Genomic DNA, 16,139 nt, shown 5'->3' on the forward strand with positions numbered 1-16,139 from the left:
CGGCAGCCCACGGCGATCCGCGGCACCTGGGTCCGACCCGCGCGCCAGATCTGCACGCGCACCGGCCGCCGGCGGGGCGGGCAGCTCGCCGGCCGGCGCGGGCCGGCGGAGGAGGGGAACGGGTTGTTGGGGGTCAGCGCGGGAGGAGAGTGAGCAGCAGGATCGTGGTGGCCAGGCCGGCGACCAGGACCACGAAGATCGGGCGGGGGCCGAGGACGGCGTGCCGCCGGTCCGCGACCAGCTTCGCCGGCGCCAGGCCCAGCGGCGGCCCGAGCAGCGTCACCACCAGCGCCAGCACCGGCAGCCCCACCGCCAGGTCGCCCCCGTAGCCCAGGCCGAGCGCGCGGGCGCCCGCCCCCAGGGCGTACGCGACGACTGCGCCGGCCACCCCGCACAGCGCCAGCACCGGGTTGGTCGAGCCGGGCAGTTCCCCGGGCTGACGGGCCCGGTCCAGCAGCTCCTGGACGCCGCGCAGCAGCGGCACCGGGTCACCGGCCGCGTCCCGGGCCGGGCCGGGCGGGTCACCCAGCCGCCGCGCGCCCACCCCCAGCCGGCCGCGCAGCTGCTGCCAGAGGTGGGCCACCTCGCCGTCCACCCGTTCCTGCAACTCCCGGGCGGCGGTCAGCTCCGCCTCCGCCCGCCGCACCTGCTCCTCGGCGTCGGCGACAGCCCGCTCGGCGGCCGCGCACTGCCGGGCGTACCAGGTGTGCGCCTCCGCGCGCTGCTGGGCCACCCGGGCGGTCAGCTCGGCCAGCCGCCGCACCTGGGCCGCGTACGTCTCACCGGTCTCCGGTTCGTTCATCGGGAGGGACCATAGGGGATGATCACCTGTCCGGTGCGGTGCACCGCCCGGTCGAAGAAGAGCCCCCGCCAGGGGCGGGGATACCAGTCCGGGCCGCCGGTGCCCGGGTAGAGCGACGAGCCCAGCTCGGCGCCCTGCACGTCCAGCGCCACCCACGCCCCGATCTGGTCGGTGCGCGCCGCCGGCCCGCCCAGGTCGGCCCGCATCCGGGCCACCCCCCGCCACCAGGCCAGCACGTGGGTACGCCGTTCCGGCCCGTCGTGCAGGATCCGGCGCAGCTGCTCCAGGCCGGTCCGCCGCCCGGCCCGCCCGGCCAGCTGCCCCGCCGCCGCGTCGACGGCGTACAGCAGCAGGTAGTGCGGGGGGCTCGGGGTGCCCGGGGCGCCCAGCCCGTCGCCCACCTCGGCCATCAGCTCCGGCAGCGTCTCCTCGTCGTACCAGGCGGCGTCGCCGGCCAGGTCGGCGTAGAGCTCGCGGGCGGCCGGGTCGGCGTCCGGGTCGAGGCAGGCGATGGAGAACCGGACGGTGCCGGGGCGGTGCTGGCGGGCCAGGGACCGGGCGGCGGCGTCCAGCACCGCGCACGCCTCGTCCACCCGGGTGCCCAGCACCGCCAGGTTGCGCCCGGGCGCCCGGGGCAGCCGCAGCGCCGCCGAGCGGGCCTGCACGTCGATGATCTCGCCGAGCAGCGCCACCGGGCTGCGGGGCACCCCGGTCTCCGGCTCGGCCAGCGCCCGGAAGTCCGGCGCCTCGGCCAGCCGGGGAATGGCCTCGCCGTCGAAGAGCCGGGCCGGCGCGGCCTTTTGCGGGCGCATCCGCCACAACCGGTGCTGCAGGCCGCTCCAGCTCTCCCAGTCGCTGGCGGACGGGATCCGGGCCACCTGGTTCCCCTCGATCAGCCCGGACTCGGCGTTGACCACGGCGTGGTGCCGGGGCAGCGACTGGGCGGCGTCGTTGCGCTCGGCGAGGATGCGCAGCGCCTTCGGTAGCGCGATCCGCAGGGTGAACTGGGCGACCAGCGCCGGCCGCCCCCACAGCGCCTCGATCCCGCGTACGTCCTGCGAGGCGAGCACCAGGTGGATGCCCTGCGACCGGCCGCGCCGGGCCAGGTCCTCCAGCAGGTCGGCGGCCTCCCGGGCGACCACGTCCCGGCCGGCCAGCAACGCCTGGAACTCGTCCACCACCGCGACGATCCGCGGCCAGTGCCCGTCCGGGTCGACGGCGCGTAGCTCGGCCAGCTTGGTGACCTCGTGCTTCTTGGCCGCGTCCGCGCGGCGGCGCAGCTCCTCGGCGAGGAAGCGCAGCAGGGCCAGCCCGAACTCCCGGTCGGTGTTGACGTTGATCCCGACCAGCCGCATGTGCGGCAGCCAGCTCGGGTCCCGCCGGCCCTGCGCGAACCGGGCGAAGGACACGCCCTCCTTGAAGTCCAGCAGATAGAACTCCAGCTCGGCGGGGGAGTAGCGGGCGGCGAGCGCCCCGATCCAGGCGAAGATCAGGTTGGTCTTGCCGGTGCCGGAGGGGCCGCCGATCAGCGCGTGCGGCGGGTAGTCGCCCAGGGTGAGCAGCACCGGCCGGCCGTGCGGGCCCTCCCCGATCGGGGCGACCAGCCCGGTGGCCGAGTCCTCCCGCCACATCTGGTCGGGCGGCGGCAGCAGGTCGGCGAAGGGCGTCGGCGGCGGGCCGGCGTTGACCCGGGAGGCGATCGCCCGGCAGGTCTCGGTGACCAGCGCGGCCGGCGGTGCCTCGTCCAGCACCACCGGCAGCCCGCCGACGACCGCCTGTTCGGCGTCCACCCGTACCCGGGTCACCGTCGGGTCGTCGGGCAGCTCGATGCCGCGGACCACCAGGTGCACCCCGCACGCCGCGCCGGTGCGGACCACCCGGTCCAGCTGGCCACGCTCGTGCCGGGACGGCTCGTCCCCGCCGAGCAGCACCGCCACCCGCCACGGCTCCGGCCGCCGGCCGGTGGCGGCGGCCAGCTCCCGCAGCGTGCGGTACTCGCCGGCCAGGACGGTCTCGTTGATCCGGCGGATCTGCTCCACCAGATCGTCGAGCAGCCGGCCCAGCCCGCCCGGTCCGACGAAGGTGAGCAGCCCGGCGGTGCCCAGCGGGGCGAAGCCGGCCAGGCCGCCGCCGAGGTGCTCCGGGTCGTAGCCGACCAGCCGCACCGCGCCCGGGTCGGCCCGGCCGACGCTGCGCAGCAGCAGCGCGGGCACCACCGCGGCGTACCCCCGGGCGTCGCCGCCGGTCAGCTGCACGTGCCCGGCGTCCAGCAGCGGGACCAGCGCGGGGACCGGCTCGGCGTCGTCGATGCGGACGGTGCCGACGCGGACCGCGCCCGGCGGCTCACCCCGCCCGGCGGGGGTGGCCACCCAGCCGTCCCAGCCGGCGGAGGCCGCGCCCGGCGCCTCCCGCGCGGCGGCGGCCGCCGCGCGGCGGGCCAGGTCCGTGAGGCGGGCGGCGTGCCGGTCGTCGATCTCCGCCAGCCGCCGGTCGCGCTGCGCGCCGACCCGCGCCGGCACCGCCGCCGCGGCCCGGCGCACCCGCCCCAGCCGCTCGCGGGCCGAGGTCAGCTCGGTGCCGGCGGCGGCCGATCGGGTACGGGTGGCGCCGAGGGCCTCGGCGAGCATGCCCCGAACCCGCGACACGAGCTGTGCGCGCAGGTCAGCCACGTCGTCCGCCGTTCCCCTCCGGTCGCCGGCCGGCGCCGTTGGCGCTGGTCCCGGTGCCGTTGGCGGCGGTCCCGCCCGGGTCCGGCTCGGCGGCGGGTATCTCCCGGCCCAGCCGGGCGGCGAGCAGGCCGGTCACCACCCCGGCGGTGACCGCCGAGTCGGCCGCGTGCGGCGGTTCGCCGGAGCGGGCCGGCGGCGGCATCCGGCAGATCCGGGTCAGCAGGGTCTCCAGCGCCGGCGGTGGCAGCCCGGGCAGCAGGTCCCGGACCCGGCCGTCCAGCGCGGCGCGCAGCCGCCCCAGGTCCTCCGCGCGAGGCGGGTGGCCGAGCAGTTCGGTGGCGAACTGGCGCAGCACCGGCGGGGCCACCGCGGCCAGGCCGAGGCCGACGTCGGCGTGCGCCCGGCGCAGCTCCCGGTGCAGCCGGTCCCGGTCGCCGGACCGGACCCCGGCGGCCACCCGCCGCAGCAGCTCCCGGGAGTCGTCGATCCGCTCGTCCGGCTCGTCGGGCGGCCCCTCCCGCCCACCGGTCAGCTCGGCCACCCGCACCGCCCACCACCGGCGTACGGCCGGGTCGGTGGCCTGCTCCGGTGGTGCCGGCGCGGCGGCCGGCGGCGCGCCGCCGGCCCGGTCGTGGCGCTGCTGCCGGTCCCCCTGCCGGGGCGGGGGCGCGCCGTCACCGGCCAGGCCGATCGCGGCCAGGTACGCGGCCAGCTGCTCCTGGGCGACGCGCAGCGCGTAGCCGGCGGTCTCCGCGTGCTCGGTGGCCGCGGAGAGCTCCGGCACCCCCATCGGGTTGGCGGACTCCTGGCGCACCCAGCGCAGCCGCTCGGTGGCCTGGCCGAACTTCTCCAACGCCTGGGTCAGCTGCGCGAGGGGCAGCTCTTCGGCGGCGGCGCGCACCTGGGCGCCGACGTCCTCGATGATGGACACGGGTGGGCCTCTACAGGGTGGACACGTACAGCTGCGCCTGCTCGACCGCGACGAGCGTCGCGGCGAGGCACTCCTCCAGCTCCTGGCTGGCCTGGGTGAGCGACGACTGGGCCGCCTCCACCGTCTCGTGCCCGCTGCCCTCGAGCGCCCCGGCGAGGGTCTGCTGGGCCTCGGCGAGCTTCTCGCCGGCCGCCTGCACCGCTGTCTGGCCGTCCCCGATCTGTTGGAGGGCTATGTCGATGGCTGCCTTCAGCTCGGCGACGCTCGCCACGGCGGACCTCCTGGGGGCGGGGAGAGATCTCCATTACATCCCATGCCGGTCGGGCAGCGAACATCCGCCCTGCCCGCGTTCCTGCCCCGGTGTCCGGTTACCGCGCTGACGTGCGCGAAGAGCCTCTCACGTCCGGGGCGCCGGTCCCACCGGTGGCGCGTCCGGTCCCGGCCACGGGACCACCGGTCAGGGCCGGACCCGGCGCGGCCCGTACACCTCGGCCCCCAGCGCGGCCACCCGCCGCCGCAGTTCCCGGTCCGCCGTGACCACCGCCCGGCGCCGGTCCCCAGCCGCGGCGACCAGCTCGACGATGGTGTCGTCGCCGGAACCCGGCGCGGAGACCACGCCGACGTCGGGCACCTCGGGCACGTGCCGGGCGGCCCCCTCCACCACCAGCACCACCTCGACCGGGCCGGGCAGCTCCGGCGGCAGACCCCGCCCGGCCAGCGGGGCCAGGCCGTCGCGCAGCCGCGCGGCGGCCCCGGCCCGGTCCCGCCACCAGCCGTCCGGGCGGGAGCCCACCACGTTGGCGCCGTCGACGATCAGCAGCGGTCTGCGGTCCACCCCCACAGCCTGCCACCGCGTTTGTCGCCGGGACCGCCGGGTAGCCACCGGCGACCGTGCCGCGCCCGCGGTGTCGTTTCCGGCGACCGTGCCAGCGCCTGACAGCGGAGGACAGACATGATGGGACCCGGCGACTTCGGCTCCGACCCGTGGGACGAGTTCCTGGCCCGGTACTTCGGCCGGGGCGAGGGCGGCCGCCGACCGGCGCACCGGGTCGACATCACCCGGCTGATGACCGCCGACGCGCGGGAGATGCTGGCGGACGCGGCCCGCCGTGCGGCGCAGCGGCACAGCAACGACCTGGACACCGACCACCTGCTCTGGGCGGCCCTGCAACGCGAGCCGCTGCGCGACCTGGTGCGGCGCGCCGGCGCGGACCCGGACACGCTGGTCAACGCGCTCGGTGGCCGGGGCGAGGGCGCGCCCCGGGGCGAGGTGCCGCCGAACCTGTCGCTCACCCCGGCGGCCAAGCGGGCGTTGCTCGACGCCCACCAGCTCTCCCGGGCGATGGGCGCGAACTACATCGGCCCGGAGCACATCCTGATGGCGTTGCCGCTGAACCCCGAGTCGCCGGCCGGGCGGATGCTGGCCGCCGGGCGGATCCAGCCCGAGTCGTTGCAGGCCGCCGGCGCCGAGCGCGGCCAGATGTCCGCCCCGCGGCCGGACCGCGGCACCCCCACCCTCGACCAGTACGGTCAGGACCTCACCGACCTGGCCCGGATGGACCAGATCGACCCGGTGATCGGCCGGGCCGACGAGATCGAACAGGCCGTGGAGATCCTGTCCCGGCGGACCAAGAACAACCCGGTGCTGATCGGTGAGGCCGGCGTCGGCAAGACCGCCATCGTGGAGGGGCTCGCCGAGCGGATCTGCGACGGCGACGTGCCGCAGACCCTGCTCGGCAAGCGGGTCGTCCAGTTGGACCTGGCCGGCCTGGTCGCCGGTACCCGCTACCGGGGCGACTTCGAGGAACGCCTGAAGAAGGTGATCGACGAGATCCGGGCGCACCGGGACGAGCTGATCATCTTCCTGGACGAGATCCACACCCTGGTCGGCGCGGGCGGTGCCGGCAGCGAGGGCGGCATGGACGCCTCCAACATGCTCAAGCCGGCGCTGGCCCGCGGCGAGCTGCGGGTGATCGGCGCGACCACGCTGGACGAGTACCGCCGCAGCATCGAGAAGGACGCCGCCCTGGCCCGCCGGTTCCAGTCGGTCTTCGTGCCCGAGCCCAACGTCGAGGACACCGTGGCCATCCTGCGCGGCCTGCGCGACCGCTACGAGGCGCACCACCAGGTCCGGTTCACCGACGAGGCGCTGGTCGCCGCGGCCGAACTCTCCGACCGGTACGTCACCGACCGGTACCTGCCGGACAAGGCGATCGACCTGATCGACCAGGCCGGCGCCCGGATCCGGCTGCGCACCCGCACCCCCGCCGCCGACGTGCGGGAGCTGGAACAGCAGCTCGACGACGTACGCCGGGACAAGGAGCAGGCGGTCGCCGACGAGCAGTACGAGAAGGCATCCACCCTGCGCGACCGGATCGCCGAGCTGGAGGAGCAGATCCGCCGCGCCCGCGGCGACGAGGGCGACGGCCAGGTGCCCTCGGTCGGGCCGCGGGAGATCGCCGAGGTGGTCTCCCGGGCCACCGGCATCCCGGTCAACCAGCTCACCGAGGAGGAGCGGGACCGGCTGCTGCGGCTGGAGGGCCACCTGCACGAGAAGGTGATCGGGCAGGACGACGCGGTGACCGCGGTCGCCGAGGCGGTCCGCCGCTCGCGTACCGGGCTGGCCGACCCGAACCGGCCGATGGGCAGCTTCCTGTTCCTCGGCCCCACCGGCGTCGGCAAGACCGAACTGGCCCGGGCCCTGGCGGAGGCGCTGTTCGGCGAGGCGGACCGGATGGTCCGGCTGGACATGAGCGAGTTCCAGGAACGGCACACCGTCGCCCGGCTGGTCGGGGCGCCGCCCGGCTACGTCGGCTATGAGGAGGCCGGCCAGCTGACCGAGGCGGTGCGCCGCCGCCCGTACGCGGTGGTGCTGCTGGACGAGATCGAGAAGGCCCATCCCGACGTGTTCAACGTCCTGCTCCAGGTGCTCGACGACGGCCGGCTCACCGACAGCCAGGGCCGCACGGTCAACTTCAAGAACACCGTCCTGATCATGACGAGCAACCTGGGCTCGGAGCTGATCACCGGCAGCCAGCGCGCGGTCGGCTTCGGGGCCGGTGAACCCGGCGGGGACCGGGAGACCGACGAACTGCGCGAGCGGTTGATGCGCCGCCTCCAGGAGAACTTCCGCCCGGAGTTCCTCAACCGGATCGACGAGGTGATCATCTTCCGCCGGCTGGAGCAGCAGCAGCTGCGCCAGATCACCGAGCTGCTGCTGGAGGAGACCCGCCGCCGGCTGCACGCCCAGGACGTCGAGGTGGAGCTGACCACCGCCGCCGTCGACTGGCTGGCCGAACACGGCTACCAGCCGGAGTTCGGCGCCCGGCCGCTGCGCCGCACCATCCAGCGGGAACTCGACAACCGGCTGTCCCGGATGCTGCTGGAGAACGCCGTGAACTCCGGGCAGCGGGTCACCGTCGACGCCCGGGACGGGCAGCTCACCTTCGACGTGTCCGCCGGGGAGCGCGGCTACCGCGCGGCCACCACGTCCCATCCGAGGTGACAGGAGGCGGTCGGCCATGCGGGACCCCGAGGAGAGCGACGAGCGGACCGAACCGATCGTGGCGCCGCCGACGGCGAACCCGGCGCGGGTGCGGGTGCCGCCGGAGGGCCTGAATCAGCAACCGGACGACGGTGAACCGGCGCCCGCCGGGCCGCCGGAAGAGGAGGCGTGATGGTACGGGAGCAGCGGCTCGACCCCGAGGTCGAGGTCATCTGGGAGGACTTCCACGCCGAGGTCAACGTCCCCTCCGAGCAGCTGCGGCAGTGGCTGCTCACCCGCGGCTCGGGGGAGGAGGCGTTCGGGGCGAACCCGGACCTGGACCTGCCGGAGCCGGGCCGGCGGATCCTGCGGGTGCTGAGCAAGCGCAAGGTGGACCTCACCCCGGAGGACATCGAGGTGATGCGGGACGCCGTGGACCGGATCCGGGCGTTGACCGAGGCGCGGCCGAGCCGGGGCAACGCCGACGACGAGTGGCGGCACTCCCTGCTCGACCTGGGCCACGACGTACTCGTGGAACGCTGACCCGCCGCGTGCGGCCCCGCCCGGTTGCCCGGACGGGGCCGCGCGCTACTCCGATTCCAGGCTGTCCAGTCGCAGGCCGGCGGCGTCCGCGGCGGCCTGCCGGTCGGCCCGCGCCCGCTCCTCCCGGCTGAGCAGGTTCGCGTACTCGGCCACATCGGCCGGGTCGGGCACCTCCGGCAGCCGGCGCAGGAAGGACTCCACGTCCCGGGAGGCGGTGGTGTGCGTGGCGGCGGCCTGGCGCAGCAGTTCCCGCTCGTCGGCGGCCGGGTAGAGATCGGTCATGCTGGCCTGATACCCGTCACCGGGCGGTTCGCACCCCCGTCCCGCGCCGGCCGCACCCCGAAGTCCGGGTTGCCCAGCAGCCAGGACAGATAGGCCGGGTGCGCGGCGAGCGAATCGGTGTACGCGGCCACCGCGGTCTCCAGCACCGGCTCGGCGTACCGCGCCGCCGGCGAGTCCGGGTGCCAGCCCAGCAGCAGCCGCCAGCGCAGCGGCGTACCGGCCAGCCGGCGGGTGACCAGGCCGGCCAGCGGCCGGAAGGTGGCCTGGCACAGCGCCACCGCCGCGCCGGCCTCCACCAGGTCCACCCCGCCGCGCACGTCCGTCTCGTACACCGCGCGGGGGGTGAAACCGGCGCGGGCGCAGGCGGCGGCGAAGCAGTCACCGAAGCAGCCGTCGCCGGGGGCCGCCACCCACCGCTCCCGGCGCAGGTCCACCAGGCGCACCTCGCTGCGCCCGGCCAGCGGGTGGGTCTGCGGCAGCAGCACCAGCACCGGGTCCACGGCCACCTCCCGCCAGCGCAACCCGAACGCCGCCGCCGGCGTGGTGTCGCCGCACGCCCCGACCAGCGCGAAGTCCAGCCGGCTGCCGGCCACCAGGTGGGCCAGCTCGTCCACCGACCAGGAGGCGTACGTGGTGATCTGCGCCTGCGGCTGCTCGGCGCCCAGCCGGTGCACCAGCCGGCCCAGGATCGGGCTGTTCACCCCGCCGAACCGGTAGCGGGTGGGGGTGTCCGTGGCGCCGGCCAGCCGGGCCGCCTCGTCCTGCAGCCCTTTCATCGCCGGCAGCAGCACCCGGGCCCGGGCCAGCACCAGCTCACCCAGCGCGGTCGGCCGGGCGCCCCGGCGATCCCGCTCGAACAACGCCCCGCCGAGCGTGCGTTCGATCCGCTGGAGCTGAGCGGTGAGCGCCGGCTGCGCCAGGCCGAGGCTCGACGCCGCCTTGGTCACGCTCCCGGTCTCCGCGATCGCGCACACCACCCGCAGGTGTCGCAGCTCCAGATTCATACCGTGACGGTAGGACCACGCAGCGATCGGCGGAAGGGACCTATCGGCGGTCTCCGATGTCTTTCGGCCCGGCCGGCCCGGGTCGGCCGCGCGCCGGCCGGTCCAGGTCCGACAGCCGGGTACGCCGGCCGCTCACCACGTCCCGGACCTTGTCCACCACCCCCACGGCCGGCTCGACGATCCGGTTCCACGGCGGGGTCGCCGGGGTGCCCGGATGCGGCCGGGTCGGCGCGGCCTCCTCGGCGATCTCCCACCGGTTGCCCAGCCGGATCAGCTCCGCGTCGGTGGCCACCTCCCGCAACGGGACGACCAGCGCGGCCACCCGGCCGACGTGCCGGCGCACCCGGTCGGCCACCTCGGCCAGCGCCGGGTCGTCCGGCCCACCGAGCGCCTTCAGCGCGCCGAGCAGCGCGCCGTCGGCCTCGATCTCCCGGTCGACCAGCTCGGCGCTTGCCGGCACCGCCGCCCGGGCGGCGGGGAAGAGGTACTGCTCCTCGGCGGACAGGTGCCGGGACAGCGCGGCGGTGAGCACGTCCAGCACCCGCCGCCCGCGCGCCGGGTCGAGGCCCACTGTGGTCAGCTCCGCGCACAGCTCCAGCAGTTGCCGGTGCTCCCGGTCCACCAGGTCCGCCAGGCTCCGGCCACCGGGCCGGTAGGCGTCGTCCGCGGCCGGCGGCAGCGGCGGCAGGGGTACGGACATGGCGCCCTCCTCGACTGGCGATCCGCCCGGACGCGGGCCCGGTGCGCGGTGCGCGGACGCCACCGCCGGTACCCGCCCGCCGCCCGCGCGAAACGCCACGCCGCCCCGGGCGCCGAGCGGCGGCCGCCCGCGGCGGCGCGGCCGCCACGCCGGCTGGTATGAAGAACGGATGACGAGCGACGCCGCCCCCGCCCGACCCGACCCCACCGACGAGGTCGTCGACCTCTGCCGGGACCTGCTGCGCATCGACACCACCAACACCGGGGACAACGCCACCAGCGTCGGCGAGCGCCGGGCGGCCGAGTACGTCGCGGAGAAGCTCGCCGAGGTCGGCGTGACTGCCGAACTGCACGAGTCGGCGCCGGGCCGGACCAACCTGGTCGCCCGCATCCCGGGCACCGACCCGGGCCGGGACGCGCTGCTCGTGCACGGCCACCTCGACGTGGTGCCGGCCGACGCCGACGAGTGGTCGGTGCACCCGTTCTCCGGCGAGCTGCGCGACGGCTACCTGTGGGGCCGGGGCGCGATCGACATGAAGGACTTCGACGCGATGGTGCTGGCCGTGGTCCGGCACTGGCAGCGCACCGGCGTCCGCCCGCCCCGCGACATCGTGTTGGCGTACACCGCCGACGAGGAGGCCGGCAGCGACTACGGCGCGCGCTTCCTGGTGGAACGGCACCCGCACCTCTTCGACGGCTGCACCGAGGCGATCGGCGAGGTCGGCGGCTTCTCCTACTCGGTCAACGATGCCACCCGGCTCTATCTCATCGAGACCGCCGAGAAGGGCATCGACTGGCTGCGCCTGCACGCCAGGGGCCGCCCCGGCCACGGCTCGTTCGTCCACGACGACAACGCGGTCACCGCGCTGGCGGAGGCGGTGGCCCGGGTCGGGCGGCACCGCTTCCCGGTGACGGTCACCGCCACCGTCCGCGCGTTCCTGGCCGAGGTCTCCAACGTGCTCGGCATCGACATCGACCCGGACGACCCGGAGACGGCCATCGCCAAGCTGGGGCCGATCGCCAACATCGTCGGCGCCACCATCCGCAGCACCGCCAACCCGACCCGGCTCGCCGCCGGCTACAAGGACAACGTCATTCCCGGCCGGGCCACCGCGACCATCGACTGCCGCAGCCTGCCCGGCCAGTCGGCGATGCTGGAGGCGCAGCTGCGGGAGCTGGTCGGTCCGGACATCGACATCGAGTACGTCCAGCGCCAGCCCGCCCTGGAGACCACCTTCGACGGTGACCTGGTGGCCGCGATGTCGGCGGCGCTGCGCGCCGAGGACCCGGGCGCCCGGCCGGTGCCGTACATGCTCTCCGGCGGCACCGACGCCAAGGCGTTCTCCCAGCTCGGCATCCGCTGCTTCGGCTTCGCGCCGCTGCGGCTGCCCGCCGACCTCAATTTCTCCGCCCTGTTCCACGGCATCGACGAGCGGGTACCGGTGGACGGGCTACAGTTCGGCGTGCGGGTTCTCGACCGGTTTCTCCGCAACTGCTGACCGGACCAAGACCCTCCCCCCATCGCGAAGGGACTGCCTCACATGACCGACCAGCACGGTGAGCTGGACGCTGCCCTCGAGCGCGTGATCGAAGCCGCCCGCCACCACCTGGCCGCCGTCCGCGCCGCCGAGGGCCGGGTCGACGACGACGACGTCTGGCAGGCGTACGTCGCGTTGAACAACGCCTCCTTCGCCTACGACGAGCAGCTGCTCGACGCCTTCGGCGAGGTGACCCCCTGGGACGTCGAGTCGATCGACCCGGACGAGGCCGACGAGCGCTTCGCCGGCGCCGAGGGCGTGGAGGCGTCCGACCCGCACCCGCGGGTGATCTCGGTGCGGCAGCGCCGCGACTACCGCGTACCCAGCGTCGCCGGGCTGATCCGGGTGGCCGAGGCGGCCCGCCGCGAGGGCACCCCGGAGGGAGACGAGCCGGCGCCCGTCGAGGGGGTCGGCGAGGCGGTGCTGGAGCTGCTGCAGAGCGGCGACGGCTCGCTGTCCGCGCTCGACGTGCCGGAGCTGGAGCCGCTGGACGGCGTGGTGATGGTCAGCGAGGTCGGCACCCCGGTCGACCTGGAGTCGTTCGACGACGACGACCCGGTGGGCCCGTTCCAGCCGGCCGCCGACGACCGGCTCGTCGGCCGGCTCGACGAGCACCCGTACCTGGAGGCCGACGAGGAGCACGACCACGCCGGGCACGCCCACTGACAGCCGGCACCGGCGTCGGGGTCGGGCCGGACCGGTCCGACCCCGACGCGGCGGTGCGCCCGGGTCAGTACGACAGGCCCGGCTGCGGCTGGGCGACCCGGCGCCGGCGCAGCACCACCTGCCGCGTCCCGTCCCGGAACAGCCGCACCCGGGCCAGCTCCCACCCGGAGAACTCCGCCTGGATCGCCAGCTGCGCCGCGGCGGTCAACCGGTCTACGTTCGGCGGCAACCGCAGCGGCGCGTATTCGTAGTCCATATGCCCTATGCTGCCCAGCCGGACGGCCGTCCGCCACCCCCGGTGGCTCAGCCGTCGCGTTCCGGGTAACCGACCGGGAGTGCGGAGACGTCGTCCAGCGCGGTGGTGATCTCCGCCGGCAGGGTCATCCGCTCCACCTGCAACGCGCCCAGCAGCTGACCCACCGTGCGGGCGCCGAGGATCGGCGCGGTCACCCCGGGCCGGTCCCGGACCCAGGCCAGCGCCACCTCCAGCGGCGACACGCCCAGCCCGCCGGCGGCGGTGACGACCGCCTCGACGATGCTGGAGCAGCGCGGCTCCAGGTACGTGGCGACGAAGCGCTCGAAGTGCGGCGACGCGGCCCGGGAGTCGGCAGGGCGGCCGTGCCGGTACTTCCCGGTGAGCACCCCGCGGCCCAGCGGCGACCAGGGCAGCAGGCCCAGCCCGAGCGCCTCGCAGGCGGGCAGCACCTCGCGCTCGACGCCCCGCTCCAGCAGCGAGTACTCCACCTGTGCGGCGACCACCGGGGCGCGGCCCGGCCAGGCGGCCTGCCAGGCGGCAGCGCGGGCGGTCTGCCAGCCGGAGAAGTTCGACACCCCGACGTAGCGGACCCGGCCGCTGGCCACCGCGTGGTCCAGCGCCGACAGGGTCTCCTCCAGCGGGGTGTCCGGGTCGTACCCGTGCACCTGCCACAGGTCCACGTGGTCGGTGCCGAGCCGGCGCAGCGAAGCGTCCAGGGTGCGCAGCAGGTGCCCCCGGGAGTTGTCCCGCCGCCGCCCGCTGCCCGGCCGCAACCCGGCCTTGGTGGCGATCAGCAGCTCGTCGCGGGGCACCAGGGCGCCGAGCAGCGAGCCGAGCACCGACTCGGCGTCACCGTCGCCGTACACGTCGGCGGTGTCGATCAGGTTGCCACCCGCGTCGAGGTAACTCTTCAGCTGGGCGGCCGCATCGTCGGCGTCGGTGTCCCGGCCCCAGGTCATGGTGCCGAGCGCGAGCCGCGAAACCGCCAGCCCGCTTCGGCCGAGCGGTCGCTGTTGCATGGGTGAACCTTATTTCGAACCCGCCGTCCCGGACATCCTCGCCTGGAGTCAAGTTCCTGCCCGACCCGCCGACGAACGCGGCTGTCCCGGGGCTCGGCACCGCTGTGACGCATCGCGGGCGAGGCGGTGGTCGGGCCCACGCCCGGCATTGCGTAACCTGATGCGACCTGTGGTGCGGATGGGGGAGGACCAGTGCGACTCGGGCTCAGCCTCGGATACCAGACGGCGTGGAGCACGCCGGCGGATCACCTGGCTCTGGCGCAGGAGGCGGACCGACTCGGCTACTCGGTGGTGTGGGCGGCGGAGGCGTACGGCTCCGACTCGCCGAGCATGCTCGCCTGGATGGCCGGGCAGACCGAGCGGATCGACGTGGGCAGCGCGGTGATGCAGATCCCCGCCCGGACCCCGGCGATGACCGCGATGACCGCGGCGACGATCGACGCCCTCTCCGGCGGCCGGTTCCGGCTCGGCCTGGGGGTGTCCGGCCCGCAGGTCTCCGAGGGCTGGCACGGCGTACGGTTCGCCAAGCCGCTCGCCCGGACCCGCGAGTACGTGGACATCGTGAAGCTCGCCGTGGCCCGCAAGGAGGTCGCGTACGACGGCGAGCACTACACCCTGCCGCTGCCCGACGGCCCCGGCAAGGCGCTGCGGCTGGGCTTCCACCCGCCCCGCGAGCACATCCCGATCTACCTCGCCGCGGTCGGCCCGAAGAACCTGGAGCTGGCCGGCGAGGTCGCCGACGGCTGGCTGGCCGTCTTCTACGCCCCCGAGTTCGCCGAGGAGCAGCTCGCCCCCGTCCGCGCGGGCCGGGCCAGGGTGGGCAAGGAACTGGCCGGCTTCGACGTGGTGCCCTCGGTGCCGGTCGTGGTGGGCGACGACATCGCCTCCTGCGCCGAACTGGTCCGCTGGTACGCCGCGCTCTACGTCGGCGGCATGGGCAGCCGGCAGCAGAACTTCTACAACCAGCTCGCCACCCGGATGGGCTACGGCGACGCCGCCCGCGAGGTGCAGGACCTCTACCTGGCCAAGCGGCAGCGCGACGCCGCCGCGGCCGTACCGATGGAGTTCATCGACCGCACCTCGCTGCTCGGGCCGAAGGAGCGCATCGCCGACCGGATGCGGGAGTACGCCGCCGCCGGCGTGACCACCCTGTCGGTGACCCTGTTCGTCGCCGACCGGGACAGCGGCGTGCAGACCCTGCGTACCGTGGCCGAGGCCCTCGAGCTGTCCGGGGTGGGCGAGTGACCTGGGTCGAGGCCATCGTCCTGGGCATCGTCCAGGGCCTGACCGAGTTCCTGCCGGTCTCCTCCTCGGGGCACCTGCGGATCACCTCGGCGATCTTCTTCCGCCGGGACGCCGGGGCGTCGTTCACCGCCGTCACCCAGCTGGGCACCGAGGCGGCCGTGCTGATCTACTTCTTCAAGGACATCTGGCGGATCATCCGTACCTGGTGTCTGGGCCTGGTCGACCGCTCGGTGCGCTCCAGCCTCGACTACCGGATGGGCTGGTATGTCATCGTCGGCACCATCCCGATCGGGATCCTCGGGCTGATCTTCAAGGACCAGATCCGCACCGCCGGCCGGAACCTGTACCTGATCTCCTTCACGTTGATCTTCTTTGCCCTGGTGCTCGCCTTCGCCGAGTACTGGGGGCGGCAGACCCGCACGCTGGAGAACTTCCGGATGCGCGACGGCGTGGCGATGGGTCTGGGCCAGGCCATGGCACTCGTCCCGGGTGTCTCCCGCTCCGGCGGCACGCTGACCGTCGGCCTGTTTCTCAACCTCACCCGGGAGACCGCGGCCCGCTACTCGTTCCTGCTGGCCATCCCCGCCGTGGTGATCTCCGGCGTGTTCAGCCTCCCGGACGTCTTCGAGCCGTCCGCGCCGGGCACCGCCGCGCCGAGCGTGGCGCAGATGGTCGTCGCCACGATCATCGCCTTCGCGGTCGGCTACGCGGCCATCGCCTGGCTGCTGCGCTACGTCGCCCACCACACCCTGTACATCTTCGTGCTGTACCGGGTGGCGCTCGGCACCCTGGTGCTCTGCCTGCTGCTCACCGGCACGATCAACGCCACCTGATCCGGACGTGCCGAAGGCCGGCACCCCGGGGTTCGGGGTGCCGGCCTTCGGGTTGGCTCAGCTGTTCCAGTGTTGGGTGACGAGGTCGGCGGCCTGCTGTTCCCACTGCGCGTACGCGTCGGGGTAGGCGGACACCTGTACGGTCTGGGCGGCGGCGGTCAGGGGCAT

17 protein-coding genes are annotated in these 16,139 nt (G+C 75.2%); 7 read left to right on the forward strand and 10 right to left on the reverse strand.

Annotated features, from left to right (window positions below):
* Positions 1–133 precede the first annotated feature (133 nt).
* The 5 genes from AB0H57_RS22690 to AB0H57_RS22710 form a co-directional block, all read right to left on the reverse strand.
* Positions 134–802 carry a hypothetical protein gene (locus tag AB0H57_RS22690; RefSeq protein WP_357509484.1) on the reverse strand — a complete coding sequence of 223 codons (669 nt, stop codon included), beginning with the start codon at positions 800–802 and terminating at the stop codon, positions 134–136.
* The gene (locus AB0H57_RS22695) at positions 799–3,471 is read right to left on the reverse strand and encodes an FtsK/SpoIIIE domain-containing protein (RefSeq protein ID WP_357509486.1); all 2,673 of its coding nucleotides are present in this window, start codon (positions 3,469–3,471) and stop codon (positions 799–801) included. Before AB0H57_RS22695 ends, AB0H57_RS22690 begins: the two co-directional genes overlap by 4 nt.
* A complete protein-coding gene (locus AB0H57_RS22700) occupies positions 3,464–4,402 on the reverse strand; it encodes a hypothetical protein (RefSeq protein WP_357509488.1) in 939 nt (312 codons plus the stop codon). Before AB0H57_RS22700 ends, AB0H57_RS22695 begins: the two co-directional genes overlap by 8 nt.
* 10 nt (positions 4,403–4,412) lie before the next feature.
* The gene (locus AB0H57_RS22705) at positions 4,413–4,673 is read right to left on the reverse strand and encodes a hypothetical protein (RefSeq protein ID WP_357509490.1); all 261 of its coding nucleotides are present in this window, start codon (positions 4,671–4,673) and stop codon (positions 4,413–4,415) included.
* 186 nt (positions 4,674–4,859) lie between these two features.
* Entirely contained in the window at positions 4,860–5,237 is a 378-nt protein-coding gene (locus tag AB0H57_RS22710; protein ID WP_357509492.1) for a hypothetical protein, read from the reverse strand.
* A 117-nt stretch (positions 5,238–5,354) separates the two neighbouring features.
* Between AB0H57_RS22710 and AB0H57_RS22715 the strand changes: the two genes are divergently transcribed.
* Genes AB0H57_RS22715 through AB0H57_RS22725 form a run of 3 tightly spaced genes read left to right on the forward strand, consistent with a single transcriptional unit; the run spans position 5,355 to position 8,429 of the window.
* Complete coding sequence (locus AB0H57_RS22715; RefSeq protein ID WP_357509494.1) at positions 5,355–7,907, forward strand: ATP-dependent Clp protease ATP-binding subunit; 2,553 nt, start codon at positions 5,355–5,357, stop codon at positions 7,905–7,907.
* A gap of 16 nt (positions 7,908–7,923) precedes the next feature.
* A complete protein-coding gene (locus AB0H57_RS22720) occupies positions 7,924–8,079 on the forward strand; it encodes a hypothetical protein (protein WP_357509496.1) in 156 nt (51 codons plus the stop codon).
* Positions 8,079–8,429: a DUF3140 domain-containing protein gene (locus AB0H57_RS22725; RefSeq protein ID WP_357509498.1), complete on the forward strand. Its 351-nt coding sequence runs from the start codon at positions 8,079–8,081 to the stop codon at positions 8,427–8,429. The genes AB0H57_RS22720 and AB0H57_RS22725 overlap by 1 nt, the downstream gene beginning before the upstream one ends.
* Before the next feature lie 45 nt (positions 8,430–8,474).
* Here AB0H57_RS22725 and AB0H57_RS22730 read toward each other — a convergent pair whose 3' ends face one another.
* Genes AB0H57_RS22730 through AB0H57_RS22740 form a run of 3 tightly spaced genes read right to left on the reverse strand, consistent with a single transcriptional unit; the run spans position 8,475 to position 10,415 of the window.
* Positions 8,475–8,711 (reverse strand): hypothetical protein, encoded by a 237-nt coding sequence (locus tag AB0H57_RS22730; RefSeq protein ID WP_357509499.1) that lies wholly within the window; start codon positions 8,709–8,711, stop codon positions 8,475–8,477.
* Positions 8,708–9,715, reverse strand: a complete 1,008-nt coding sequence (locus tag AB0H57_RS22735) for a LysR family transcriptional regulator (protein ID WP_357509501.1) — start codon at positions 9,713–9,715, stop codon at positions 8,708–8,710. The genes AB0H57_RS22730 and AB0H57_RS22735 overlap by 4 nt, the downstream gene beginning before the upstream one ends.
* 40 nt (positions 9,716–9,755) lie before the next feature.
* On the reverse strand, positions 9,756–10,415 hold the full coding sequence (locus AB0H57_RS22740; protein ID WP_357509503.1) for a hemerythrin domain-containing protein: 660 nt from the start codon (positions 10,413–10,415) through the stop codon (positions 9,756–9,758).
* A 169-nt stretch (positions 10,416–10,584) separates the two neighbouring features.
* On the opposite strand from AB0H57_RS22740, the gene AB0H57_RS22745 reads away from it, so the two are divergent.
* Together AB0H57_RS22745 and AB0H57_RS22750 are read left to right on the forward strand one after the other, a co-directional pair.
* Positions 10,585–11,913, forward strand: a complete 1,329-nt coding sequence (locus AB0H57_RS22745) for a M20/M25/M40 family metallo-hydrolase (protein ID WP_357509505.1) — start codon at positions 10,585–10,587, stop codon at positions 11,911–11,913.
* Between the two features lie 42 nt (positions 11,914–11,955).
* On the forward strand, positions 11,956–12,618 hold the full coding sequence (locus AB0H57_RS22750) for a hypothetical protein (RefSeq protein ID WP_357509507.1): 663 nt from the start codon (positions 11,956–11,958) through the stop codon (positions 12,616–12,618).
* A 64-nt stretch (positions 12,619–12,682) separates the two neighbouring features.
* Here the strand turns inward: AB0H57_RS22750 and AB0H57_RS22755 are convergent, their stop codons facing one another.
* Together AB0H57_RS22755 and AB0H57_RS22760 are read right to left on the reverse strand one after the other, a co-directional pair.
* Positions 12,683–12,874, reverse strand: a complete 192-nt coding sequence (locus AB0H57_RS22755) for a DUF5703 family protein (protein ID WP_088978732.1) — start codon at positions 12,872–12,874, stop codon at positions 12,683–12,685.
* 47 nt (positions 12,875–12,921) lie between these two features.
* Positions 12,922–13,893: an aldo/keto reductase gene (locus tag AB0H57_RS22760; RefSeq protein WP_357509510.1), complete on the reverse strand. Its 972-nt coding sequence runs from the start codon at positions 13,891–13,893 to the stop codon at positions 12,922–12,924.
* Positions 13,894–14,085: 192 nt separating this feature from the next.
* Here AB0H57_RS22760 and AB0H57_RS22765 point away from each other — a divergent pair, with 192 nt between their 5' ends.
* Positions 14,086–15,138 carry an LLM class F420-dependent oxidoreductase gene (locus tag AB0H57_RS22765; protein WP_357509512.1) on the forward strand — a complete coding sequence of 351 codons (1,053 nt, stop codon included), beginning with the start codon at positions 14,086–14,088 and terminating at the stop codon, positions 15,136–15,138.
* A complete protein-coding gene (locus tag AB0H57_RS22770; RefSeq protein WP_357509514.1) occupies positions 15,135–15,971 on the forward strand; it encodes an undecaprenyl-diphosphate phosphatase in 837 nt (278 codons plus the stop codon). The genes AB0H57_RS22765 and AB0H57_RS22770 overlap by 4 nt, the downstream gene beginning before the upstream one ends.
* The last annotated feature ends 168 nt before the right edge of the window (positions 15,972–16,139 follow it).

The organism is Micromonospora sp. NPDC050686 (genome assembly GCF_040654475.1).
In the GTDB taxonomy this organism is placed as follows: Bacteria; Actinomycetota; Actinomycetes; order Mycobacteriales; family Micromonosporaceae; genus Micromonospora.

What these genes read in the sequence shown, in the direction of transcription:
- AB0H57_RS22750 (WP_357509507.1), top strand. Translation starts at nt 11,956, where the DNA reads ATGACCGACCAGCACGGTGAGCTGGACGCTGCCCTCGAGCGCGTGATC.
- AB0H57_RS22715 (WP_357509494.1), top strand. Translation starts at nt 5,355, where the DNA reads ATGATGGGACCCGGCGACTTCGGCTCCGACCCGTGGGACGAGTTCCTG.
- AB0H57_RS22740 (WP_357509503.1), bottom strand. Translation starts at nt 10,415, where the DNA reads ATGTCCGTACCCCTGCCGCCGCTGCCGCCGGCCGCGGACGACGCCTAC.
- AB0H57_RS22755 (WP_088978732.1), bottom strand. Translation starts at nt 12,874, where the DNA reads ATGGACTACGAATACGCGCCGCTGCGGTTGCCGCCGAACGTAGACCGG.
- AB0H57_RS22730 (WP_357509499.1), bottom strand. Translation starts at nt 8,711, where the DNA reads ATGACCGATCTCTACCCGGCCGCCGACGAGCGGGAACTGCTGCGCCAG.
- AB0H57_RS22725 (WP_357509498.1), top strand. Translation starts at nt 8,079, where the DNA reads ATGGTACGGGAGCAGCGGCTCGACCCCGAGGTCGAGGTCATCTGGGAG.
- AB0H57_RS22690 (WP_357509484.1), bottom strand. Translation starts at nt 802, where the DNA reads ATGAACGAACCGGAGACCGGTGAGACGTACGCGGCCCAGGTGCGGCGG.
- AB0H57_RS22760 (WP_357509510.1), bottom strand. Translation starts at nt 13,893, where the DNA reads ATGCAACAGCGACCGCTCGGCCGAAGCGGGCTGGCGGTTTCGCGGCTC.
- AB0H57_RS22745 (WP_357509505.1), top strand. Translation starts at nt 10,585, where the DNA reads ATGACGAGCGACGCCGCCCCCGCCCGACCCGACCCCACCGACGAGGTC.
- AB0H57_RS22720 (WP_357509496.1), top strand. Translation starts at nt 7,924, where the DNA reads ATGCGGGACCCCGAGGAGAGCGACGAGCGGACCGAACCGATCGTGGCG.
- AB0H57_RS22735 (WP_357509501.1), bottom strand. Translation starts at nt 9,715, where the DNA reads ATGAATCTGGAGCTGCGACACCTGCGGGTGGTGTGCGCGATCGCGGAG.